Source organism: Faecalibacterium longum, from assembly GCF_040094125.1.
Classification (GTDB): Bacteria; Bacillota; Clostridia; order Oscillospirales; family Ruminococcaceae; genus Faecalibacterium; species Faecalibacterium longum.
On the sequence record NZ_JBBNIH010000132.1, the window covers coordinates 1 to 21,382 of the forward strand.

Annotated in this window: 21 protein-coding genes, 1 riboswitch and 1 other annotated feature; of the genes, 6 read left to right on the top strand and 15 right to left on the bottom strand. The window is 58.1% G+C overall.

Going from position 1 to position 21,382, the window contains the following annotated elements; genetic code table 11:
- Both AAAU26_RS07110 and AAAU26_RS07115 read right to left on the bottom strand, forming a co-directional pair.
- The coding region (locus AAAU26_RS07110) for a sugar transferase (RefSeq protein ID WP_349180979.1) at nucleotides 1–533 on the bottom strand (533 nt) is incomplete at its 3' end.
- Nucleotides 534–586: 53 nt separating this feature from the next.
- Nucleotides 587–2,917: a Helicase associated domain protein gene (locus AAAU26_RS07115; protein ID WP_227619446.1), complete on the bottom strand. Its 2,331-nt coding sequence runs from the start codon at nucleotides 2,915–2,917 to the stop codon at nucleotides 587–589.
- A 283-nt stretch (nucleotides 2,918–3,200) separates the two neighbouring features.
- On the opposite strand from AAAU26_RS07115, the gene AAAU26_RS07120 reads away from it, so the two are divergent.
- The gene (locus AAAU26_RS07120; protein ID WP_227619447.1) at nucleotides 3,201–4,355 is read left to right on the top strand and encodes a tyrosine-type recombinase/integrase; all 1,155 of its coding nucleotides are present in this window, start codon (nucleotides 3,201–3,203) and stop codon (nucleotides 4,353–4,355) included.
- Nucleotides 4,356–4,975: 620 nt separating this feature from the next.
- Here the strand turns inward: AAAU26_RS07120 and gap are convergent.
- Both gap and AAAU26_RS07130 read right to left on the bottom strand, forming a co-directional pair.
- On the bottom strand, nucleotides 4,976–6,007 hold the full coding sequence (gene gap, locus AAAU26_RS07125; protein ID WP_158396744.1) for a type I glyceraldehyde-3-phosphate dehydrogenase: 1,032 nt from the start codon (nucleotides 6,005–6,007) through the stop codon (nucleotides 4,976–4,978).
- Nucleotides 6,008–6,203: 196 nt separating this feature from the next.
- A complete protein-coding gene (locus AAAU26_RS07130) occupies nucleotides 6,204–6,986 on the bottom strand; it encodes a hypothetical protein (RefSeq protein ID WP_227619448.1) in 783 nt (260 codons plus the stop codon).
- Nucleotides 6,987–7,148: 162 nt separating this feature from the next.
- Here AAAU26_RS07130 and AAAU26_RS07135 point away from each other — a divergent pair, with 162 nt between their 5' ends.
- Nucleotides 7,149–8,159, top strand: a complete 1,011-nt coding sequence (locus AAAU26_RS07135) for a SpoIID/LytB domain-containing protein (RefSeq protein ID WP_227619449.1) — start codon at nucleotides 7,149–7,151, stop codon at nucleotides 8,157–8,159.
- A gap of 59 nt (nucleotides 8,160–8,218) precedes the next feature.
- On the opposite strand, the gene AAAU26_RS07140 is transcribed toward AAAU26_RS07135, so the two are convergent.
- The 9 genes from AAAU26_RS07140 to rpmG all read right to left on the bottom strand — a co-directional run bounded on the left by AAAU26_RS07140 (nucleotide 8,219) and on the right by rpmG (nucleotide 15,129).
- Nucleotides 8,219–9,265 (bottom strand): hypothetical protein, encoded by a 1,047-nt coding sequence (locus AAAU26_RS07140; RefSeq protein ID WP_227619450.1) that lies wholly within the window; start codon nucleotides 9,263–9,265, stop codon nucleotides 8,219–8,221.
- Nucleotides 9,266–9,482: 217 nt separating this feature from the next.
- Nucleotides 9,483–11,144, bottom strand: a complete 1,662-nt coding sequence (locus AAAU26_RS07145; protein ID WP_227619451.1) for a formate--tetrahydrofolate ligase — start codon at nucleotides 11,142–11,144, stop codon at nucleotides 9,483–9,485.
- A gap of 48 nt (nucleotides 11,145–11,192) precedes the next feature.
- A riboswitch (ZMP/ZTP riboswitch) is annotated at nucleotides 11,193–11,279 on the bottom strand.
- A gap of 290 nt (nucleotides 11,280–11,569) precedes the next feature.
- Complete coding sequence (rplL, locus tag AAAU26_RS07150; protein WP_149793841.1) at nucleotides 11,570–11,944, bottom strand: 50S ribosomal protein L7/L12; 375 nt, start codon at nucleotides 11,942–11,944, stop codon at nucleotides 11,570–11,572.
- 72 nt (nucleotides 11,945–12,016) lie between these two features.
- Nucleotides 12,017–12,532 (bottom strand): 50S ribosomal protein L10, encoded by a 516-nt coding sequence (rplJ, locus tag AAAU26_RS07155; protein ID WP_015563690.1) that lies wholly within the window; start codon nucleotides 12,530–12,532, stop codon nucleotides 12,017–12,019.
- A gap of 40 nt (nucleotides 12,533–12,572) precedes the next feature.
- Nucleotides 12,573–12,712: a sequence feature (ribosomal protein L10 leader region), on the bottom strand.
- Nucleotides 12,713–12,841: 129 nt separating this feature from the next.
- Nucleotides 12,842–13,534, bottom strand: a complete 693-nt coding sequence (gene rplA, locus AAAU26_RS07160; RefSeq protein WP_015563689.1) for a 50S ribosomal protein L1 — start codon at nucleotides 13,532–13,534, stop codon at nucleotides 12,842–12,844.
- A 57-nt stretch (nucleotides 13,535–13,591) separates the two neighbouring features.
- Nucleotides 13,592–14,017 (bottom strand): 50S ribosomal protein L11, encoded by a 426-nt coding sequence (gene rplK / locus AAAU26_RS07165; RefSeq protein WP_149793842.1) that lies wholly within the window; start codon nucleotides 14,015–14,017, stop codon nucleotides 13,592–13,594.
- 134 nt (nucleotides 14,018–14,151) lie between these two features.
- A complete protein-coding gene (gene nusG, locus AAAU26_RS07170) occupies nucleotides 14,152–14,682 on the bottom strand; it encodes a transcription termination/antitermination protein NusG (protein WP_015563687.1) in 531 nt (176 codons plus the stop codon).
- A gap of 28 nt (nucleotides 14,683–14,710) precedes the next feature.
- Nucleotides 14,711–14,962: a preprotein translocase subunit SecE gene (gene secE / locus AAAU26_RS07175; RefSeq protein ID WP_149793843.1), complete on the bottom strand. Its 252-nt coding sequence runs from the start codon at nucleotides 14,960–14,962 to the stop codon at nucleotides 14,711–14,713.
- A 17-nt stretch (nucleotides 14,963–14,979) separates the two neighbouring features.
- Nucleotides 14,980–15,129: a 50S ribosomal protein L33 gene (gene rpmG, locus AAAU26_RS07180; RefSeq protein WP_005920501.1), complete on the bottom strand. Its 150-nt coding sequence runs from the start codon at nucleotides 15,127–15,129 to the stop codon at nucleotides 14,980–14,982.
- Nucleotides 15,130–15,433: 304 nt separating this feature from the next.
- Here rpmG and AAAU26_RS07185 point away from each other — a divergent pair, with 304 nt between their 5' ends.
- The 4 genes from AAAU26_RS07185 to argS all read left to right on the top strand — a co-directional run bounded on the left by AAAU26_RS07185 (nucleotide 15,434) and on the right by argS (nucleotide 19,718).
- On the top strand, nucleotides 15,434–16,534 hold the full coding sequence (locus AAAU26_RS07185; protein WP_227619453.1) for a D-alanine--D-alanine ligase family protein: 1,101 nt from the start codon (nucleotides 15,434–15,436) through the stop codon (nucleotides 16,532–16,534).
- Nucleotides 16,527–17,351, top strand: coding sequence for a glutamate racemase (gene murI / locus AAAU26_RS07190; protein WP_149793845.1), 825 nt, complete (start codon nucleotides 16,527–16,529; stop codon nucleotides 17,349–17,351). The genes AAAU26_RS07185 and murI overlap by 8 nt, the downstream gene beginning before the upstream one ends.
- Nucleotides 17,352–17,366: 15 nt before the next feature.
- Nucleotides 17,367–17,831: a YwiB family protein gene (locus AAAU26_RS07195; protein ID WP_158389536.1), complete on the top strand. Its 465-nt coding sequence runs from the start codon at nucleotides 17,367–17,369 to the stop codon at nucleotides 17,829–17,831.
- Between the two features lie 72 nt (nucleotides 17,832–17,903).
- On the top strand, nucleotides 17,904–19,718 hold the full coding sequence (gene argS, locus AAAU26_RS07200) for an arginine--tRNA ligase (protein ID WP_149793847.1): 1,815 nt from the start codon (nucleotides 17,904–17,906) through the stop codon (nucleotides 19,716–19,718).
- Between the two features lie 97 nt (nucleotides 19,719–19,815).
- Here the strand turns inward: argS and AAAU26_RS07205 are convergent, their stop codons facing one another.
- Nucleotides 19,816–20,412 carry a CD1247 N-terminal domain-containing protein gene (locus AAAU26_RS07205; protein ID WP_207676509.1) on the bottom strand — a complete coding sequence of 199 codons (597 nt, stop codon included), beginning with the start codon at nucleotides 20,410–20,412 and terminating at the stop codon, nucleotides 19,816–19,818.
- Nucleotides 20,413–20,504: 92 nt separating this feature from the next.
- Nucleotides 20,505–21,062, bottom strand: a complete 558-nt coding sequence (gene efp / locus AAAU26_RS07210) for an elongation factor P (RefSeq protein ID WP_015563681.1) — start codon at nucleotides 21,060–21,062, stop codon at nucleotides 20,505–20,507.
- Nucleotides 21,063–21,382: the final 320 nt, after the last annotated feature.

A 21,382-nucleotide genomic window follows, 5' to 3' on the forward strand; every position in this document is an offset into this window, starting at 1 on the left:
TGCCAATAGCAGCTCAGGCCCGGCGTCACATACAAACGCTGCTTCTCATAATCCCCATACTGCTCCACCTCGCGGGGAAGTGCCGGGCGGGGGCCCACAATACTCATGTCTCCCTTGAGGATATTCCAGAGCTGGGGCAGCTCATCGATGCTGGTCTTGCGGATAAATTTACCCACACGGGTAATGCGCGGATCGTCCTTGATTTTGAACACAGGGCCATCCATCTCGTTCTGGTCCAGAAGGTCGTCCAGTTTTGCCTCTGCGTTCGGACACATGGAACGAAACTTGTAGAACCTGAACGGTTTGCCATCTCGTCCAATGCGCTCCTGCGAAAAAATAGGCCCGGCAGAAGGGTCATCTACCACGATAGCGATAGCTGTTGCCAGCATCACCGGCGACAGCACCACAAGCGCCAGTGCCGATAAGACCACATCCTGCGTCCGGCGTCCAACCCAATATAACCGATGTTCCCGCAGATTCTGCTTTCGGTCGATGACGACCGGCTTTTCAATTCCAATTACTTCTGTACTCATTTTTACCTCTTCACACTCTGTATTTTCTCGCACGATCCCCGCTGCGCGCATTCTTACCCAGCCTTTGCTACGGGTTCCTTTTCCATTACCGCCCCATCAAACAATTCTTCCAGTAATTGTTTCTGGTCCGCACTTAATTTGGGAGAGTTATCTCGCAGCAGCCGTTTTTGGTCATATACCCACCGGCTCAACCAGATGCCATCCGCAGTTTTGTACTTGGCCGGGATTTTCAGATTTCCATGAGCCTTCTTATATTTCTGCGCCAGTTTATACCGGTGCTGCCACGGGTCAGGCTTGTCCCACTGCATCCCAATAGCATTCAGCCGTGCGATGCGTTCCGGTGTCAGCACACCACACCCTTTATCGGGGTTCAGCCGCGTGTACCGCTGCCGCTTGACCCAATTCCCGAGGTTGTAACCGCCCGGTGACACATATTCTGCCGGGACGTTCAGATCACCGTGGGCATCAAAGTAGCACTTTGCCTCCTGATAGCCTTCGTTCCACTGGCGATCATTGCGGTTGCCCCAGTACATCCCGATCCGGTTGAGTCGTTCGACCTGCTCGTCCGTCAGCTTTCCTTTCGGGTACGCCCATTGCTGACTTGTGACCCATTGCCCCAGCCGTTCACCAGCCGCTGTCACATAGGAACGTGGGATATTCAGGTTGCCGTTTTCCTCATAGTAGGCCGCAGCCAGCGCATAAGCTTTTTCCCACTTGGCATCAAAAACACTCCACACCATGCCGATCTCATCAAGCTGCGCAATGCGTTCTTCCTTCAAATTGCCATTCAGCTTCTGCTGCCGTGTTTTGATGAGCCACTTGCCCAGAGGGTAGCCGTCCGGGTCCACATACTTTCCAGCTACCATCAGATTCCCATAGGTATCATGATATTTTTTCGCCTTCTCAAAGCCACGCTGCCACGCGCTCTCTTTCTGATTTCCCCAGGCCATACCAATGCTGTCCAGCCGCGCGATCTGCTGTTCCGTCAGATTTCCGGAGACTCTCCCTTCGCGCACCCCGCGCTGTGTGACGAGCCACACCCCAAGGCTCAGGCCAGCAGGTGTCTTATACTGCTTCGGCACTTTTAAGTCGCCGTGTTCCGCATAGTAGATGCTTGCCTCAGAGAAATAGTGCTCCCAACTGGAAGAAAGGCTTTCCTGCAGCCGTTCAAACAGTATCCGGCAGTCATGCACCTGCTCGATGACCTCGAACCGCTCGGTGACGATCTTGTCACCCTCGCCGTTGGCATACAGACGGTGGACGGCCTCCTGCATCTCGCTTTGCAGACCGGAAATACTGGTCAAGCCTTCAAAATTGTTGACCACATCGAGAATCAGCGGAGCTGCGGTATCCCCAGCGGTCAGGGCGCGTCCGATCTGCTGCTTGTAGATAATGGGCGAAATCGTGGGCCTGAACAGGATGACCCCGGAAATCCCCTCCACATGAACGCCCTCGTTGAGCATGTCGATGCAGAACAGCAGCTTCAGCCGGTTGCTGGTGTCCGTTTTGAAGTCCACAAAGGCCTTATCGGTGTTCGGGTCATCCGAGTAGGCTTCGTACACCACAACATCTGGATTGACCCCTGCGAACCACTCCGGCACGTGGGATACCATCTCGTCCATGTGCTCTTTGTTGGCGCAGAACACGATGTATTTTCCAGATTTGTTTGTAATATGATGGGCAAAGACCCTGTCCAAGCCGTCTGCCTGCTCCAGTGCGCGGCGCAACGCGTCCAGATATTTCTGGTTCACATCCTGAATGCCCGGTGTCCGCAGGTTGTCCACCCGTGCCTGATACTTTGCAAGCGCTTTCTGGTACTGATAAACGGTCGTCACGTATTTTGGCGCAGGCAAAATGCCCCTGACGACTGCTTCGCCAAGGGTCATGTCGCTCGCAACACGGTTGTCAAAAAGCTCTTCGGCCATGTCGCGGTTATTATCCAAATATCGGATGTTTGTCGCCGTCAGCCCAAGAAGTTTTGCGTCCGGGCATAACTTTAATAGAGCCACCGTGCTTTCGCCCCAGCATTCCGCACCGGCACGGTGGAATTCATCGAGTATAATATAGGCGGGCTTCTGCGCTGCTATTTCGCCCAGCTGCGCCTGCGTACAGCACATCAGTTTGGCGTAGGTGTAAAAGTGAACATTTTCCAACGGAAACTCCGGGTCGTTCCTTTTCAGGCTCTCTAGCTGGGTCTTAAAGATATACTCACTGGGAGAAAGCCAGATCACGACCTTCTCCGGGTTGTCCTCGATCAGCTTGAACGCAATATAGCTCTTTCCGGTGCCGGTGGGATGAACAATGGCAGCCTTGCCATACTGCTCCATCATCCGGATCGCCGCACGATATGCTTTTTCGTTGTGCTCAAACAGACGCAATGCCACTCTGCTCACCCCTTCCCGCAATAAAGGGGTATCCTCCACATGGAAAATGGAGGATACCGATCTTTCGACATCGTTGTTTGAATTCTCTTATTATTTTATCATGGTTATATCTGGGATTCAATAGAAAATTATATAAATGTATCCCACATGGCCTTCGAAAAAGCTTCGTGAAAGTGGAAGTTTTTTTGCACAACGCCCAGTATCGCATGAAAAATCCAGATGAAAACGCATGTGAACAAAATAAGTGGTCAGATGGGTGTCCAAGACGCAGGAGGAAACAAAAATGGCACGACGGGGAGAAAATATACGCAAACGCAAGGATGGCCGGTGGGAAGGCCGCTATATCAAAGCTCGTACATCGGAAGGCAAAATCCAGTGGGGCTACGTCTACGGAACGGTCTATGCAGAGGTCAAACGAGTGCTGATTCAGAAGAAAGCAGAGGCTGGTTTCTACAAGCTGAAAAGAACCGACCTGACCTTTGAGACATTGGCCGAAGTGTGGTTGCACTCCCTGAAGAACGGTATAAAAGAATCCACCTATGCGCATTATTCGTACACACTGCACAAGTATCTTCTTCCGGTTTTGAGTAAAGTGCCCGTTGTGTCCCTTGACGAAAGCTTTCTGGAACAGGCCATGCAGCAGATCATCGCGCCTACGGATGCCGCACACAAGCCGCTGGGTAACTCTTCTGCACGGGAATGCCTCTCGATGCTGCGACGTATCTGCAAGTACGCCGCACATTTACGCCTGATTCGTCCGATGGAGCTGAAAGTAGCGCTGCCAAAAGCCATCGACAAAATTTCTGCGCCGCTCTCTCCGGTGGAGCAGCAACGGCTTTATCATTATGTACAGGAGAACTCCACGCCCCGCAAAATCGGCTTATTATTAGGGCTGGAATTGGGTCTGCGTATTGGCGAGATCTGCGGCTTACAATGGGGCGATTTCGACCTGAAACTCGGAACGCTGAAAATTAACCGGACGGTCTGCCGAATTTCCTGCGGAGATGGTCACACGAAGGTGGTCATCCAAACGCCCAAAACCCGCACCTCCCGCCGGGAAATTCCTATTCCAAAGCAGATATTGTTGATGCTGAAAAAGCTGCACGGAAACGCCAGCAATGCTACATGGTTTCTATCTGGCAACGAGTCCAAACCCACAGAACCTCGCTGCTATCGGAAAAGCATCAAGGTATATCTGAAACAGGCGATTGTCCGGCAAGTGCGTCCGCACACACTGCGCCATACTTTTGCAACGACCTGTTTGCAGGCAGGGTGCGATGTAAAGACCCTTAGCGAGTTGCTAGGACACGCTAACGCTAACATTACCTTACAGCGCTATGTGCATTCTAACCTGACCCAAAAGCGCCGGGAGATGAACCGGATATTCTCCCATCAGGGGTCTATAAAGGGCAGAAAAGTGCTAAATCTGATGGAATAACGCTCGATTTTAGCCACGGTCTTTCATTTTCCATATGGGGGATACTTTTTTTGTTTTTCGAGCATCATTTTCATAACGCAAAAAGACCCCTGCCGATCACATTTCTGTGAAAGACAGAGGCCTTCTACTACTTATGATTTAATTCGGTCTGGGGAGATGAAACAACGATCTCATTCTACCGGGTCAGTGTCCCCTTTCAGATTTTTAACCACCCCCGGGGTGCCTGATGCGGCATTTTCCTGCTCCATTCGAAGGCGTACTGCCTCCATGATGTATTCGGTCACACTTTTCCCTTCTTTTTGGGCTGCTACCTGAACCGCCTCTTTGTTGGGGAAGGCATCCATCCGAACGTCAAGAACAATTATTCCAGCAAAAAACAGGTCGCAGCCTTATAATTGCGCACAGAGCCTTTAGCCAGATGGCGGCATTCACAGTCATAGATAAATTCATCACGGAGATCTTTCAAACACATAAAAAAACACCCTTTCCTTCATGGCAGACCACAAAAGAAAGGGTGAAAAATTGCTAGATAAGCTTATCGTACCAAATCAAGCTTGTTCGCAGTTGAGCAAGACAAACTCTGGTAGACAATTCAAGCACTTTTGAGCGTAGAGCTGCGATTAGCAGTTCTCAGCGAAGTACTTAATGGTACGGACCATCTGAGAGGTGTAGGAGTTCTCGTTGTCGTACCAGGACACGACCTGAACCTGATAGGTGTCGTCATCGATCTTAGCGACCATGGTCTGGGTAGCGTCGAACAGAGAGCCGTAACGCATACCGATGACGTCGGAGGAGACGATCTGATCCTCGTTGTAGCCGAAGGACTCGGAAGTAGCAGCCTTCATAGCAGCGTTGATGGACTCCTTGGTGACGTCCTTGCCCTTGACGACTGCGACCAGCAGGGTGGTGGAGCCGGTGGGAACAGGCACACGCTGAGCAGAGCCGATCAGCTTGCCGTTCAGCTCGGGGATGACCAGGCCGATGGCCTTAGCAGCACCGGTGCTGTTGGGGACGATGTTCTGTGCGCCAGCACGAGCACGGCGCAGGTCGCCCTTGCGCTGAGGACCATCCAGGATCATCTGGTCGCCGGTGTAAGCATGAACGGTGGTCATGATGCCGGAGACGATGGGGTAGGTCTTGTTCAGGGTGTCGGCCATGGGAGCCAGGCAGTTGGTGGTGCAGGAAGCAGCGGAGATGACCTGATCCTCAGCGGTCAGGGTCTTCTCGTTGACGGAGTAGACAATGGTCTTCAGGTCGTTGCCTGCGGGAGCAGAGATGACGACCTTCTTGGCACCAGCCTGGATGTGAGCCATGCTCTTCTCCTTGCTGGTGTAGAAGCCGGTGCACTCCAGAACGACATCGACGTTCAGCTCGCCCCAGGGAGCGTCCTTTGCGTCCTTAACAGCGTAGATCTTGATCTCCTTGCCGTCGACGATGATGGAGTCCTCGGTAGCCTCGACGGTGTGCTTGCCCTCACCGATCTTGCCGCAGAAGGAACCCTGAGCGGTATCGTACTTCAGCAGGTGAGCCAGCATCTTGGGGCTGGTCAGGTCGTTGATAGCGACGACCTCGTAACCCTCAGCATCAAACATCTGACGGAAAGCCAGACGGCCAATACGACCAAAACCATTGATAGCAACTCTAACAGCCATGTTAATAGTACCTCCTAAATGTTCTTACCCTGATTCGGATAATTCACGGTACTCTTATTTTAGACCAAAACGGCCAAACTTTCAAGTGCCTGCCAAAAAATTAACAAGTCGTTTTCATACTTTTTTGCTTTTGTACTATTTTCTCGGGGAATAGGGTGTTGTTTTGAGCAATTCAACCAAGCGACTGCTGACGCATTTATGCATCCTGCTCAGTCCTTGTGCAGCGCACAGCGCTCAAGGCTCCCAAAGCGCCCACACAGCACAGCCCCAGCCGGAACAGCAGCGTCGGCGTCAGCAGAGCTCCGCCGCCCTCCTGTACAAGGGTCTGCAGCACGGTGGGCAGCTCCCAGCACAGGCAGAGGGCAAACGCCGCCAGCCCGCCGGCGCAGAGGGTGCGCCCGTCGGACGTGCCGGGCAGGTAGAGCGCCCGGGCCAGCGCCGAGAGGAACACCAGCCCCGCCAGCAGCTGCCAGACCATCGCCGTGGGGGCCACCCGGTGCCAGCTGGAGCTGTTCTCCATAAAGCGGGCCAGCACGCACCAGTAGAACACGGCGCTGCCCAGCACGGCGGGCGTCAGGCTGCGGGTGGGGGTCTTCCAGTCCTTCCGCAGCCAGCTCAGACCGAGACCGATCATCCAGAACGCGCACAGCGCCTCCAGCGCAGCCCGGATAAGCATTGCCACGCTGCTCCCCATCCAGAGGATGCGCAGCACAGCAGCCTCTCCATAGCAGACAGCCGCCGCCAGTGCCACGACGCCGGAAGGCGTACAGTGGCCCCGCAGCGCATCGGTCTGCGGCTTACAGCAGCGGCCCGCCGCTACGGCGGCACCGACGGCCACGGCCAGCGCACCGTACCGCAGCCAGACTGAGCCAACGATGCACAGGCCCGTTTCCGCGTCGGTGAGAAGGGCCAGGTCGATGCCCCGGAAAACGCCCAGCGCTGCGCTCAGGAAAAGCGAAACCATGATAAAAAAGTTCATCTGTAATCCTCAAATCTCTATCCCCTTTTCGGGGGAATTATCATAAGTGTATGATAGCGCGTTTTGGGCAGAAATGCAAGGCATTCCCCTCTTGTGCGCTTTTTTGCCGATGGAGGCCGGTATACTGAGTCCAAAAGTCTGTCCGGGAGGGAGATATGCCCCATGAAAAAAGCCTTTCTGCTCCTCTGCGCCCTGCTCCTCGTGCTGGGCAGCGCCCTGCCGCTGGCAGGCTACCGGCTGGCCCGGGCCGTGCTGGGCCGCAGGGCGGACGTTTCCCCTGCCCCGGCGTCCAGCACCTCTGCCGTATCGGAAGCCGCGCCTGCCGCTTTCGAGGGAGACGCAGACGTCTTTCTCATCGAAGACCTGAGCATCGGCGAGGTGCAGCAGGTGCCGAAGCGGGACTATCTCATCGGGGCCGCAGCGGCTGAAATGCCCCTCACATGGCCGGACGAGGCCCTCAAGGCGCAGATCGTCGCGGCCCACAGCTACGCGCTCTACTGCCGCGACCACGCCTCCGCAGCCAACGGCAGCTGGCTCTCTGCCGACCCGGCGCGGCGGCAGGGCTACCTGACCGACGCCGTCCTCCACAGCTACTGGGGGACCGACTACGAGGCCAACTATGCCCGCCTCTCGGCCCTCGCGGACGCCGTCCTCAGCGATATCCTCTGCTATGACGGTGCGGCGGCAGGGACGAGCTATTTTGCCATTTCCAATGGCCGTACTGAGGCCAGCGAGAACGTCTGGGGCAGCGCCCTCCCCTACCTCGTCCCGGTGGACAGCAGCACCGACCTCTCCGCCGACAACTACGAAGTCACCCTCACCCTTTCTGCCCCGCAGGTACAGCAGCTTCTTTCCTCGGGACTGGGCATCGCCGCCGACTCTGCCGCGCCGGAACGCTGGTTCGGTGAGACGACCCTGACAGCCTCGGGCTATGCGGCCTCTCTGCCCGTCTGCGGCCAGACCGTCTCCGGCACAGCCCTCCGGCGGGCTCTGGGGCTGCGGAGCGCCTGCTTCAACATCCGGTATCAGGACGGCAGCTTCCTCATCACGACGAAAGGCTACGGCCACGGTGTGGGCCTGAGCCAGTGGGGTGCCAAAGCGCTGGCCGAGCAGGGCTGGACCTACGAAGCCATCCTCACCCACTATTTCCCGGGGACGCAGCTCTGCCGATGACACAAAAACAGGGTGGTCAGCATTGCCGACCACCCTGTGTCTTTTTATTTTGGGGAAGCTCAGCCCAGAAGCCAGCTCCACAGCCCCTTCTTCGTCTCGGTCACAGCCTCAGCTTCACTCTCGACTGCCTCAGCCACCGCCTCTTCGGTCTCCTGAACGAGCTGACCCAGCTTCGTGCCGGAGGGGTCCTGCACCGTCCAGTAGGTCGCGGTGCTGCTGGCGCTGCCGGAAACGGTGAAGTCGCTCATGAAGCAGAGCGTCTGGCCGTTGGAGTCGGTCAGCACGACCATGTAAGTGTAGCTGCCTTCGGGCAGTTCACCGAAACGGAGCTGACTGTCGAAGTTCTTCAGAGACCAGCTGGACACATTGGGCGAGGCCTCAGCACTCTGAACGGTCTGGTCGTTGGCATCGAGGATCGCCGCTTCCACGCTGCTCAGCACAGCACCCGATGCGCTGGCGGCAGTGCCGCTCACGCTCATGCCCTTGCCGGTGCGGATGTTGACCGGGTAGCGCATTCCTTCCAGACGGAGGCTGTCCAGCGTCGCGACGGCGCTGTTATGGTCGGAAGATATGTACCAGTAGCAGGAGGCACCCGCGATGGAGATGCTGGCTGCCGAGATAGGAACACGGCCCGAGGAGACGCTGCCGGCGGGGTCGGAGCAGTAGAACACGCCGTCGGTGTAGTCCGTCAGGAGAACGGCGTGGGGCTGGCGGCGGTCATAGAGGACGATGCCCTCGGGGTGCTCTGCCAGCAACTGGATGAGCACTGCCTTCTTCTCCTCGTTGTTGGACGGCAGCGTGGAGTAGCCCACCTGCATTGCGTTATAGTTGAAGCTGTGGGAGAGGCCGCCTGCCCACGCACTGCCGCGGACGCTGTTCTCGGTCACGTCCGTCCAGTCGGTCAGGCCGTCCAGAAAGGCGCGGCGGCGGAGCATCATGGCGGCGGAGGCCAGCGTACAGGTGCCGCCCCGGCTCTGCTTGAAGTAAAATCCGGCGTCCACGTTGAGGTCCACCGCCAGCGCTCCCGGCAGCATCACTGCCATCAGCACGAGCGACAACACAAGGGCCATCAGTTTTTTCCAGATCCGGTGCGGCGCACATTCCACGTTTGACTCATCCTTTCAGCTTTCATTCACTGCTGTAAAGTATACCATTTTGTTACACTTTTGTAAACCGCAGGGAGACTTTTTTCTCAGATTTCACACTCTTCGTACACAATTTCGGGACAGAATGCACAAATAGCGTCTAACTTTTTGGAACATATAACAAAAAGCCCCCGCTGTCCCGAGGGACAGCAGGGGCAAAACTGGAACGAATTTTCGTTTAGAACAGGCCGGTGATCTTGCCGTCGGCGTCCACATCAATGCCCACGGCGGCGGGCTTCTTGGGCAGGCCGGGCATGGTCATGATGTTGCCGCAGATGACCACCACGAAGCCGGCGCCTGCGGCCAGACGCACCTCGCGCACCTCCATCGTGAAGCCGGTGGGCGCGCCGATCAGCTTGGCATTATCGCTGAAGCTGTACTGGGTCTTGGCGATGCAGACGGGCAGGTCGCCGTAACCCAGCTCGGTAAGCTCGGCCAGAGTCTTGCTGGCGGCGGCGCTGTAGTTCACGCCGTCGGCGCGGTAGATCTTGGTGGCGATGGCGTTGATCTTGTCCTTGAGGGGCATTTCCAGCGGGTAGGTGTACTGGATGGGACGGTCCTCCATGATGTCCAGCACCTTCTCGGCCAGAGCCTTGCCGCCCTCGCCGCCCTTGGCGAAGACCTCGCTCAGGACGCAGGGGACGCCCTGCTCGGCACAGACCTGCTCGACGTAAGCCTGCTCTTCGGCGGTATCGGTCGGGAAGGCGTTGATGGCCACCACGACGGGCAGGCCGAAGCCGTTCTTCATGTTGTCGATGTGGCGGACGAGGTTGGCTGCGCCCTTCTTGACGGCTTCGAGGTTGGGAGTGTTCAGGTCGGCCTTGGCTACGCCGCCGTGACTCTTGAGAGCCCGGAGGGTCGCCACCAGCACGCAGCCGCTGGGCGCGATATTCGCATAGCGGCACTTGATGTCCAGGAACTTCTCTGCGCCCAGGTCTGCGCCGAAGCCGGCCTCGGTGATGACATAGTCGGCCAGCGAGAGGCTGAGCTTGGTGGCCATGACGCTGTTGCAGCCGTGGGCGATGTTGGCGAAGGGGCCGCCGTGGATGATGGCGGGGTTGTTCTCGAGGGTCTGGACCAGGTTCGGGTCGAGGGCATCCTTCAGCAGGGCAGTCATGGCACCCGCTGCGCCGATGTCCCCAGCCGTGACGGGCTTGCCGTCGTAGGTGTAGGCGCAGACGATCTTAGAGAGGCGCTCTTTCAAATCGGAGATGCTGGTGGCGAGGCAGAAGATGGCCATGATCTCGCTGGCGACGGTGATGTCGAAGCCGTCCTCGCGGGGGGTGCCGTTGACCTTGCCGCCCAGGCCGTCCACGATGAAGCGGAGCTGACGGTCGTTCATGTCCATGCAGCGCTTCCAGGTGATGCGGCGGGGGTCGATGTTCAGGGGGTTGCCCTGCTGGATGCTGTTGTCGATCATGGCCGCCAGCAGGTTGTTGGCGGTACCGATGGCGTGGATGTCGCCGGTGAAGTGGAGGTTGATGTCCTCCATCGGCACCACCTGTGCGTAGCCGCCGCCGGCTGCGCCGCCCTTCATGCCGAAGACAGGGCCGAGGGAGGGTTCACGGAGGCAGAGCATGGTCTTTTTGCCTATGGCGTTCATGGCGTCGGCCAGACCCACGCTGGTGGTCGTCTTGCCCTCACCGGCGGGAGTGGGGCTGATGGCCGTGACGAGGATGAGCTTGCCCTGCTTCGATGCCTTATGGATGAGGCGGTGGTTTACCTTGGCCTTATAGCGGCCATAGGGGATCACGTCCTCGTCGGCGAGGCCCAAACTGGCGGCGATGTCGACGATGGGCTTCATTTTGGCTTCCTGTGCGATCTCGATGTCAGACTTCATATTCAGCATCCTCCTTAAACAAAAAGGGCAGCTTTGCGCACCACGACGCAAGGCTGCCCAGACGGTCGGCATTAAAACTTCTCTCCCCTTCTGCACTGTGGTGCTCCACAAGATCCGTCAGCAGAAGGGTCAGCTTGGAAGCTACTTTCACAGCCATTGCACACCGCCTGAATGGCATTTTTGCCCGCATACTTCGTTGCTTTCCCTTGCAATCCGTCAGGATTGCTGCGGAAAAGCGCCTTGTCTGCCAGCAAAAATTCTCATCCATTCGGCGCACCCTAGCTATGAAAGCAGCTTCTAACATCTATAAAATAGCACATCAGCACAAGGTTTGTCAAGCACAAAAAAGACGCCCCCGCTTTGCAGCGAGAGCGCCTCTTTGTTCAAGAATCGAAATTCAAGAAGCAAGCTTTAAGGGGGTTAAATTACTTAACCTCAACCTTAGCGCCGGCATCCTCCAGCTTCTTCTTGATGTCCTCAGCCTCAGCCTTGGAAGCCTTCTCCTTGACAGCCTTGGGAGCGCCATCAACGATAGCCTTAGCCTCCTTCAGGCCCAGACCGGTGATCTCCTTGACCAGCTTGATGACGCCCATCTTGCCAGCGCCAGCCTCGACCAGGATGACGTCGAACTCGGTCTTCTCTTCCTCAGCGGCAGCAGCAGCGCCAGCAGCAGCGGGAGCAGCAGCAGCAACAGCAGAAACGCCGAACTCTTCGCAGTATGCGTCGATGAGCTCCTTCAGCTCCAGAACGGACAGCTCCTTGACGGAGTCGATGATGGCAGTAATCTTCTCAGAAGCCATAGTAGTAACCCTCCAATATAAATGGTTTGTTTGTTGATTTCAGATGTTTTTTAAGCAGCGGTCACGCGGCCATCAGGCAGCGGGCTCCTCCTGCTTGTCGGCATAAGCCTGCATTGCAACAGCCAGACCAGACAGAGTGCTGGTGAGGGCGCCTGCAAACATGGACAGCATGCCTTCGCGGTTGGGCAGCTTTGCGATGGCGTTGGTCTCGGCAGCGTCCATGACCTTGCCTTCCATGAAGCCAGCCTTCACGACGAACTTCTTGGACTTATCGCCGTCCTGGTACTTGCACAGGATGCGGGCAGCGGACATGGGGTCTTCCTCGTGAGCAAAAGCGATAGCAGTATCGCCCTTGAACTGCTCAGCCAGGGTCTCCAGAGAAGTACCCTTGACAGCCAGACGCAGCATGGTGTTCTTCACGACCATGTAATCGACGCCTGCCTCACGCAGCTCCTTACGGAGCTTGGTGTCGTTCTCGACGTTGATGCCGCCGTAAGCGACGACGCAGCCGGAAACCGCACTCTCAAACTTTGCCTTCAGATCAGCGACGTAAGCCTGCTTCTCAGAAAGAATCTTTGCACTGGGCATTCGGTTTCACCTCGTTTCAAAAACTTATATCGAAAGCTGGTGAGCAACGAAAAAAGCCTCTTTCCCGCACATAGTCCGAGAAAGAGGCATAAAACAACTTTACGCACGTTTCTCGGCAGGCGGCTTAGCCTTACGCTGAACTCCAGCACCTGCTGTCTCAAAAACAGCATGATTATTTTACCGCAAACGTGCGGGGTTGTCAAGTGCTTTTTTGAAATTTTTCAGATAATTTTTCCTCTCAGCCTCCCCTAAGCAGGGGAGGTGGCATCGCAAAGCGATGACGGAGAGGTTTTACCTCAAAATTTCAAATCAGACACCGTACTTCAGGGTGTTGAGACGGATGCCAGGGCCCATGGTGGTAGCGATGGTAGCGCTCTTGAAGTAAGTGCCCTTTGCAGCGGCGGGCTTTGCCTTTGCAATGGCGCTCATAACGGTATCCAGGTTGCTGTACAGCTTCTCTGCACCGAAGGAAGCCTTGCCCACGGGGACATGGATGATGTTCTGCTTGTCCAGACGGTACTCGATCTTACCAGCCTTGGCCTCAGAAACTGCCTTGCCCAGATCGGGAGCGACAGTGCCGGCCTTGGGGTTGGGCATCAGGCCGCGGGGGCCCAGGACCTTACCGAGACGGCCAACGCGGCCCATCATGTCGGGGGTGGTGACGACAACGTCGAAGTCCATAAAGCCGCCGGCGATCTTTGCGATCAGCTCATCATCACCGACGATGTCAGCGCCGGCTGCCTCAGCAGCAGCGGCGGCAGCGCCCTTAGCGATGGCGCAGACGCGGACGGTCTTGCCGGTGCCGTTGGGCAGAACGACAGCGCCGCGGACCTGCTGGTCAGCGTGACGGCCATCAACGCCCAGACGGACGTGCAGCTCGACGGTCTCGTCGAACTTGGCGGAAGCGGTCTTGCAGGCCAGCTCCAGAGCCTCGTTCACTTCGTACAGTTTAGTAGAATCGACCAGCTTTGCAGCGTCGACATAGTGCTTGCCATGTTTCATTGTATATCCTCCTGTGTGGTCATGCGGGCAGTGTTATGCCCTCCCACTGTTTATGTCTCAGCCCTCGACGACGATGCCCATGGAACGGCAGGTGCCGCGGACCATGCTGCAGGCAGCTTCCAGAGAAGCAGCGTTCAGGTCGGGCATCTTGGTCTTAGCGATCTCTTCCACCTGAGCGGCGGTCAGAGTAGCGACCTTTTCCTTGTTGGGCTTGCCGGAAGCGGTGTTGATGCCAGCGGCCTTCTTGATCAGAACGGCTGCCGGAGGAGTCTTGGTGATGAAGCTGAAGGAGCGGTCAGCGTAGACGGTGATGACGACGGGGATGACATAACCCATCTGGTTCTTGGTACGCTCGTTGAACTCCTTGGTGAAGGCCATGATGTTGACGCCCTTCTGACCCAGAGCAGGGCCAACAGGGGGAGCCGGAGTCGCCTTGCCGGCCTCGATCTGCAGCTTAATGTAGCCAGTAACTTTCTGTGCCATAGTAAATGCACCTCCAAAAATCTGTGGTGAGTTGCGGCGCGGTGTCTCCGCGCCTCCCACGAGCGCGTACGCGGTGTACACGCTCTATAAGAACCGCACTGCGGTCTTACCTTGGTAGAACGGATGCCGGTTGGTTACGGCAGCTCGACCTGCGCGATGTCCACTTCTGCGGGCGTCTCGCGGCCGAACATATTGACCTTGAGCTTGACTTTGAAGCTCTCGGTATCGATGCCCTCCACAAGGCCCATAAAGCCTTCCAGGGGGCCGGCGGTGATCTGCACGGTATCGCCGACGTTGAAATCGACGGTCAGCGGAGCCGCCTTCTCGACGCCCATCTTCTCCACTTCCTCAGCGGTCAGGGGGACAGGCTTCGAGGCAGGGCCGACGAAACCGGTGCAGCCGCGCGTATTGCGCACGACATACCAGGTATCGTCGTTCATGACCATCTTGACCAGAACGTAGCCGGGGAACAGCTTGTGCTCCACCATACGCTCCTTGCCGTCCTTGATCTCGGGGACCATCTCGGTCGGGACCTTGATGTCACAGATCAGATCCTGCAGGCGGCGGTTCTCCACCATGGTCTGTAAGTCCGTTGCCACTTTATTCTCGTAGCCGGAATAGGTATGCACGACATACCAAAGCGCCTCATTGGACTGCTCTTCCATTCTGGTTGACCCTCCGTTTCAAGATGATTCAAGCGCCGATGATAAGGCCCAGGATGCCACCGAAGATGGCGTCCAGTGCGATCATCACGACGGCGGCGATCGCCACCGTCACGAGCACCACGACGGTGTTGGTCTTGATGTCCGCCTTAGACGGCCACACGACCTTTTTCAGCTCGCTCTTCGTGTCGCGGAAGAACTTTGCCACATTTGCGGCAAAACCCTTCACGGCGGCCTTCATTCTGGCCACAAAGCCCGGCTTTTTCTCGGTTTTGTCTGCCATGATGTTGTCCGCCTTTCTTACTTGGTTTCGCGATGAACGGTGTGCTTCTTGCAGAAGCGGCAGTACTTCTTCATCTCGAGACGATCGGGGTTGTTCTTCTTGTTCTTCGTGGTGTTGTAGTTGCGCTGCTTGCACTCGGTGCAGGCCAGAGTGATTTTAACGGTCATTTGTTGACACCTCCATTATAACGGTTGTTTTGAACCTCCCTCGGCTTGCGGGAGCACCCGTTCGACAGGCGCACTTAATAACCCCGCAAAAGAGGTGTTACCATTGTAACACGTCTTTTGCCATTCGTCAAGCGGGAAATCTGCGTTTTTTCAGGTTTTTTGTATTTTCTTTCTCTTCGCCCGACTGCGCGGCACCGCTTGCATCCCGGGCATAAATATTATATAATAAGTATATCTATGTATATAGACAAAACTTCGGGCTGTCTGCCGCGCGCAGCGGTCCTGAAATCAGGAGAGATCGATTATGTTATCCGATTCTGAACATAAAATGAGTGTGGTCGTCCTGTTCGGTGGAATGTCCAGCGAGCACGAGGTCAGCCGTGTGTCCGCCGGCACCTTCGTGGACCAGCTCGACCACCAGCGGTACGAGCTGCTGACCATCGGCATCACCAAAGAGGGCCGCTGGCTCTACACCGAGGCCGACTCGGCCCAGATGGCCGACGGCAGCTGGGAAGAGCTGCCGGGCAATATGCCCTGCGTGCTCAGCCCCGACCGTGCCGACCACGGCCTCATCCTCTTCACCCCCGCCGGGCAGGTGGAGAAGGTCCATGTGGACGTGGTCATCCCCGTGCTCCACGGCCTGTGGGGCGAGGACGGCACTGTGCAGGGCCTGCTGGAGCTGGCCGGCATCCCCTATGTGGGCTGCGGCGTTCTGGCCAGCGCGGTCTGCATGGACAAGGCAGTCGCCAACGCCATGTTCGACGCCTCCGGCATCCCTCACACCAAGTGGCTCTCCGCCACCCGCTGGGAGATTGAGTCTGACCCCGATGGCGTCTGCGACGGCGTCATCGCAAAGCTGGGCTGGCCCATCTTCGTCAAGCCCGCCAATGCCGGTTCCAGCGTGGGCATCACCAAGGCCCATGACCGCGATGAGCTGAAGGCCGCCATCCGGCTGGCCCTCGCCAACGACCGCAAGGTGGTGTTCGAGGCCTTCGTGGACGGCCACGAAGTGGAGTGCGCCGTCATCGGCTCCGACCCCGCCGTCTCCACCCGCCCGGGCGAGATCTTGGCCGGTGCCGAGTTCTACACCTACGACGACAAGTACAAGAACGGCGTCAGTCAGGTGGTCATTCCGGCCAAACTGCCTGAAGAAAAGCTGGACGAGGTGAAGACCTACGCCGCCATGGCCTACACGGCGCTGGGCTGCGAGGGTCTGGCCCGCTGCGACTTCTTTGTGGAGAAGGACACCGGCCGCGTCCTCATCAACGAGATCAACACCTTCCCCGGTTTCACCCCCATCAGTATGTACCCCAAGCTGATGGAGCATGAGGGCATCCCCGTGCCTGCCCTCATCGACCGCCTCATCGCTCTGGCTCTGGAAAGGACGGAAAAGCAGCATGGATAACCGCCCCATCGGCGTATTCGACAGCGGCCTTGGCGGTCTGACCGGCGTGCGGGAGCTGCGCAAGCGCCTCCCCAACGAGAATATCGTCTACTTCGGCGATACCGGTCGCGTCCCCTACGGCAGCCGCAGCCCTGAGACTATTTTGCAGTATGCACGGCAGGACATCGCATTCCTGCTCTCGAAGGATGTCAAGTGCATCATGGCCGCCTGCGGCACGGTGTCCAGCATCTACCCCGCCGCCGAGGCCGCAAAGCTCCCCGTCCCCTATCTGGGCGTCGTGGACGCTGCGGCCCGGGAGGCCGCTTTCGTCACCCGGAACCGCCGCATCGGCGTCATCGGCACGGCGGCCACCATCCGCTCCCGCAGCTATGAGACCGTCCTGCGCAAGCTCGTTCCCGGCGTGGAGATCACAGCCCGGCCCTGCCCCCTCTTCGTGCCTCTCGTGGAGGCCGGCTATGTGGACCACAGCGCCCTCGACAAGCAGCAGGTGACCCGTCTGGTCATCGCCCAGTATCTGGCCGAGGTGCGGGAGGCCGGGGTGGACACCCTCATCCTGGGCTGCACCCACTACCCCCTCATCAAAGAGATGATCGGCTGGTACATGGGCAGGAACGTCACCCTCGTGGACCCGGCCCAGACCGCCGCCCACCATCTGGAGCGGACGCTCAGCGAGCACGGCCTGAAGGGAAATCACGAAAAGGGCGAGGCCCACTTCTACGTCAGCGACGTGCCGGACAGCTTCGCCCAGACTGCCGACCTCTTCCTCGGGGAGTACAAGGGCGGGCTCATCGACCAGATCGCCATTGATAAATACTGATAAGGACGCAAAACTGTGAGCAAACCACTGGAAAACTACATCATCCGCATCAAGAGCTCCATCGACCAGTTCGACAATGAGGGCGTCATCCGCGAGGAGGACCGCGACCACATCGAGCTGATGACCCGGGGCAGCTTTACCAAAAAGAACGGAAGCTACTACATCTCTTATAAGGAGACGCAGACCATCGGCTTCGAGGGCTGCACCACTACCATCAAGATCGCCGAGGACGGCAGCCGAGTGGCCCTGCTCCGGTTCGGGCGGGCCAACAGCCAGCTCCTCATCGAGCGGGACCGCCGCAATCTCTGCCACTACGAGACGGAGGTGGGCTCCCTCACTCTGGGCGTCACCGGCGACGGCATCGACTGCAAGCTGACCGAGAAGGGCGGCAGCGCGGCGTTCAGCTACCTGCTGGACGCCGACGACGCCCGCATCGTCAGCCGCAACACGCTGGAAATGACGGTACAGCACGTCAACTGACTTCTCATTGTTTTTTGCCTGCGGCTCCTGCGGCAAGCGGGCTTCGCACTCAAACACGAAAGGACACTTGAAATGACCGACTTTGAAAAGACCTACCAGAACTACAACCCCCGGCAGACCGCGCTGGACGAGGCTCGCGCTCTGCTGACCGCCGCCGCCAAGGCTGCGATGGCCGACGGCACCCTGCCCGAGGCCGAGCTGCCCGCCTTCATCGTAGAGATCCCCGCCGACGTCAAGAACGGCGACATCGCCTCCAACATCGCCATGGCCGGCGCACGCACCTGGCGCAAGGCCCCGAAGATGATCGCCGACGCCCTCATCGCCCACCTGCCCGCACTGGACGGCGGCGTCTTCGCCAAAGTCGAGGTGGCCGGCCCCGGCTTCATCAACCTGTTCCTCGCCCCCTCCTTCTGGGCCGGCGTCGTGCTGGGTGCCTGCTCCAACAAGGAGTATGGCCGCACCGACCACGGCAAGGGTGCCAAGTACAACGTGGAGTTCGTCTCCGCCAACCCCACCGGCCCCATGCACATGGGCAACGCCCGCGGCGGCGCTCTGGGTGACTGTCTGGCCGCTGTCCTCGACTGGTCCGGCTACGACGTGACCCGTGAGTTCTATATCAACGACGCAGGCAACCAGATCCAGAAGTTCGGCAAGAGCCTCGCTGTCCGCTACCTGCAGAAGTACTGCGGCGAGGAGGCTTATCCCCTGCCTGCCGAGTGCTATCAGGGCGGCGACATCAAGGTGCTGGCCGGTGAGTTCGCTGAGCTGAACGGCGACAAATACGTTGCCTCCTGCAAAGGCATGGACGAGGAGACCCTCTTCGAGAGCGAGGCTTTCGCAGCTCTGAAGGACGCCCTCGTTGCCTACGCCCTGCCCAAGAACATCGCCGCCCTCAAGCGCGACCTGGGCAAGTACCGCATCGACTACGATGTCTGGTTCCACGAGAGCACCCTCCACGAGTCCGGCGCTGTGCTGGCCGTGGTGGACAAGCTGCTGGAGCTGGGTGCCTGCTACAAGGCCGAGGACGGTGCCATCATGTACCGCAGCGCACAGTACGCTGCCAAGTACGGCACCGTCAATAAGAAGAAGACCGACGACGGCACCGAGGAGGAGGCCAAGGACGAAGTCCTCGTCCGTGCCAACGGCATCCCCACCTACTTTGCCGCCGACATCGCCTACCACTACAACAAGCTGGCCACCCGCGGCTTCGCCAAGGCCATCGACGTCTGGGGCGCTGACCACCACGGCCACGTCGCCCGCATGAAGGGTGCCATGGACGCCATCGGCCTCCACGGCGAGGACCTGGACGTCGTGCTGATGCAGATGGTCAACCTGATGCGTGACGGTCAGCCCGTCCGTATGTCCAAGCGCACCGGCAACGCCATCACCCTGACCGACCTGCTGGAAGAAGTTCCCATCGACAGCGCACGCTTCCTGTTCAATATGCACGACGCCGGCAGCGGCATCGACTTCGACCTGGACCAGGCCGTCAAGACCGACAACGACAACCCGGTCTACTACGTCCAGTACGCTCACGCCCGCATCTGCTCCATCCTCAAGAAGATGGAGAGCGAGGGCGTGGCCTTCGCAGGCGCTGAGAACATCGACGCCACCCTGCTGACCGAGCCTTCCGAGATGGACCTCATCCGGATGCTGGCCGCCTTCCCGCAGGAGATCGTCATGGCCGCCGAGAAGTACGACCCCAGCCGCATCAACCGCTTCGTCATCGACCTGGCCAGCGCCTTCCACCGCTTCTACGGCAGCTGCCGCATCCAGGGCGCAGACCCCGCCGTCCAGCAGGCCCGTCTGGCCCTCTGCATCGGCGTCAAGAACGTCATCTTCAACGTGCTCACCATGTTCAAGATCAACGTCCCTGAGAAGATGTAAGCCGCTTCTCCGTACCTTATAAAAAGCAAAGCGCCCCCGGAACTCGAATCTGAGTTCCGGGGGCGCTTTTTGTCTTGTGCTTTCGGGAGGCGGAGAATTACTCCTCCGTTACCTCAAAGTCCAGCGGCTTGCCGCAGCTGGGGCAGACAGGGTCGCCGTCCAGCAGGGCCTCTTCGTCCACCACAGAGGTGGCGCCGCAGGCGGGGCAGGTCACTTCGTACTGCACGGGGCCGTCGTTCTCAGCGGCCTCGTCGTCCTCGGGGTCTTCCAGAGCCACCTCAAAAGCCACCTTGCAGCTGGGGCAGATGGCCTCACCGGCGTCCAGGTCGTCCTCGCTCACGTAGACGGTCTTGCCGCAGGCAGGGCATGCCACCTCATAATAAGGCTCACCGGCCACGTCGGCGTTGTCGTCATCGTCGTCTGACTCGGTCTCGTCGTCGGAGTCGTCGGAGTCGTCCTCTTCGTCCTCGGCATCCTCGTCTTCGTACAGGTCTGCTTCAAGGTCTTCCAGCTCTTCGCTCAGGTCGTTGATCTGGTCGTAGGCGTGGGTGACATCCTCGTCGATGCTGTCCACGGTCTCTGCCATCTCACTCAGCAGCTCGCTCATGGCCTTGATGACCTTGCCTTCTTTGGTGTTCTCATCAATGCCGAGGCCGTCGATCAGGCCCTTCAGGTATGCAGCTTTTTCCTTCATAGGGAATACCTCCTATCGCAAAACAGCTCTTCTTTTTAAGAAAAAACCGGGCAAACGGTCACCCGCTGCCCGGTCTTATCGTCGTCAGAAAATTAGACGCGCTCCATATACTCGCCGGTGCGGGTATCGATGCGGATGTGGTCGCCCTCGTTGATGAACAGGGGGACGCGGATCTCAGCACCGGTCTCGACGGTAGCGGGCTTCAGGGTGTTGGTGGCAGTGTTGCCCTTGACACCCGGCTCGGTCTGGGTGACTTCCAGCTCGATGAAGTTGGGGATCTCGACGCTGAAGACCTTGCCCTTGTAGCTCAGCAGCTTGCACAGCTCGTTCTCTTTGCAGAACTTGAAGTTATCGGGGACGTCGCTTGCGTTGACGGGGATGTCATCGTAAGTCTCGTTGTCCATGAAGTGGTACAGATCGCCATCCTCATAGCTGTAGGTCACGTCCTTGCGCTCGATGAAAGCCTGAGGGAACTTAGCGGTCGGGTTGTAGCTGGTCTCGACCACAGAGCCGGTGATGACGTTCTTGGTCTTGGTGCGGACAAAGGCAGCGCCCTTGCCGGGCTTGACGTGCTGGAACTCAACGACCTGAAGAACCTGGCCGTCCTGCTCAAAGGTCACGCCATTGCGAAACTCGCCTGCAGAAATCATAGGAATTCCTCCATTAGTTTAATGTCTCAGATGCATTACGCATATCTCTATTTATTTTACCCAATCCCACGCCATTTGGCAAGGGGTTTCGGTAAAAAAGACGATGAAAATGACAAAAAGTGTGGAACACAAGGTAAGTTTTCCTTCGTACAACCTCTCAGTCTGCTCCGCAGACAGCTCCCCTAGTAGGGGAGCCTCTGGCGAAGAGGCGAAGTTTTCCGATATGCCAAAGCCTCCCCTCGGTAGGAGCAACAACGACGACCGCCGCCAGTGGCGGAAACAGGGAGTCGCTGTTGGGGCCGCGGCCAGCAAGACGCAAG

Coding starts and splice junctions, on each gene's coding strand:
- AAAU26_RS07120 (WP_227619447.1), top strand. CDS start 3,201: ATGGCACGACGGGGAGAAAATATACGCAAACGCAAGGATGGCCGGTGG.
- gap (WP_158396744.1), bottom strand. CDS start 6,007: ATGGCTGTTAGAGTTGCTATCAATGGTTTTGGTCGTATTGGCCGTCTG.
- AAAU26_RS07130 (WP_227619448.1), bottom strand. CDS start 6,986: ATGAACTTTTTTATCATGGTTTCGCTTTTCCTGAGCGCAGCGCTGGGC.
- AAAU26_RS07135 (WP_227619449.1), top strand. CDS start 7,149: ATGAAAAAAGCCTTTCTGCTCCTCTGCGCCCTGCTCCTCGTGCTGGGC.
- AAAU26_RS07145 (WP_227619451.1), bottom strand. CDS start 11,144: ATGAAGTCTGACATCGAGATCGCACAGGAAGCCAAAATGAAGCCCATC.
- rplL (WP_149793841.1), bottom strand. CDS start 11,944: ATGGCTTCTGAGAAGATTACTGCCATCATCGACTCCGTCAAGGAGCTG.
- rplJ (WP_015563690.1), bottom strand. CDS start 12,532: ATGCCCAGTGCAAAGATTCTTTCTGAGAAGCAGGCTTACGTCGCTGAT.
- rplA (WP_015563689.1), bottom strand. CDS start 13,534: ATGAAACATGGCAAGCACTATGTCGACGCTGCAAAGCTGGTCGATTCT.
- rplK (WP_149793842.1), bottom strand. CDS start 14,017: ATGGCACAGAAAGTTACTGGCTACATTAAGCTGCAGATCGAGGCCGGC.
- nusG (WP_015563687.1), bottom strand. CDS start 14,682: ATGGAAGAGCAGTCCAATGAGGCGCTTTGGTATGTCGTGCATACCTAT.
- secE (WP_149793843.1), bottom strand. CDS start 14,962: ATGGCAGACAAAACCGAGAAAAAGCCGGGCTTTGTGGCCAGAATGAAG.
- rpmG (WP_005920501.1), bottom strand. CDS start 15,129: ATGACCGTTAAAATCACTCTGGCCTGCACCGAGTGCAAGCAGCGCAAC.
- AAAU26_RS07185 (WP_227619453.1), top strand. CDS start 15,434: ATGTTATCCGATTCTGAACATAAAATGAGTGTGGTCGTCCTGTTCGGT.
- murI (WP_149793845.1), top strand. CDS start 16,527: ATGGATAACCGCCCCATCGGCGTATTCGACAGCGGCCTTGGCGGTCTG.
- argS (WP_149793847.1), top strand. CDS start 17,904: ATGACCGACTTTGAAAAGACCTACCAGAACTACAACCCCCGGCAGACC.
- AAAU26_RS07205 (WP_207676509.1), bottom strand. CDS start 20,412: ATGAAGGAAAAAGCTGCATACCTGAAGGGCCTGATCGACGGCCTCGGC.
- efp (WP_015563681.1), bottom strand. CDS start 21,062: ATGATTTCTGCAGGCGAGTTTCGCAATGGCGTGACCTTTGAGCAGGAC.